This is a genomic window from Paenibacillus sp. sgz302164 (genome assembly GCF_056120505.1).
Genome location: NZ_JBVYOL010000070.1, coordinates 1 through 754, shown reverse-complemented (window position 1 = coordinate 754; position 754 = coordinate 1). Strand labels below are relative to the sequence as shown.

The window sequence follows — 754 nt, the reverse complement described above, 5'->3', positions numbered from 1 at the left end:
GATTTGAAAACTTATACCCCTAGCGGCAAGCTGTACAAAGTGAATGGGAAAAATATGCATTTATATACCGGCGGTCAAGGGGATGTAACGGTTGTATTCGCTTCCGGTTGGGGCACGGCCAATCCGTATATTGATTTTTACCCGCTGTATGAGAAGCTCGCGCCACATGTTAAATTCGCAGTTTACGACCGGTTCGGCTATGGGTACAGTGATACGACGGACAAGAAGCGTGACATCGATACAATAACGAACGAAATACACGAAGTGCTGCAGGCATCCGGCCAAAAGCCGCCTTACCTGTTTGTGGGACATTCGCTAGGATCCCTTGAAACGCTCCGGTTTGCACAGAAATACCCGGACGAGGTACAGGGCATCGTGATGCTGGATGGCGGAAGTCCGGAATATTACTACAATGATGCCGAGGCGCCGGTAAGCGGCTTTATGTATAAGCTGCTCATAAAAACAGGCGTAATTCGGATGCTCTTTCACTCCGACAGCGTGATCGAAAACTCGCGCTCCATTCGCAACGGCTTGAAGTTCGTGCCGGATGAACTGAAGCAGATTGACCTGACAGCCTCATTGCTTAAGCTTGACAATGCCAATATACAGGACGAGGTGCGTCAAGCCCGGAGTAATGCAAAGGTCGTATTGGATGACAAAAAGCCTCTCCCTTTCCCGCTTACCGTGCTGACATCCGATTACTTAGGGGTTACCAATGACGTTTGGAACAAATACGAAAAGGAATTTACTTCCT

The 754-nt window shown here is 48.7% G+C and carries 1 protein-coding gene; it reads left to right on the top strand.

The window, feature by feature from the left end:
- The coding region (locus AC0LWT_RS38945; RefSeq protein ID WP_474687348.1) for an alpha/beta fold hydrolase at positions 1–754 on the top strand (754 nt) is incomplete at both ends.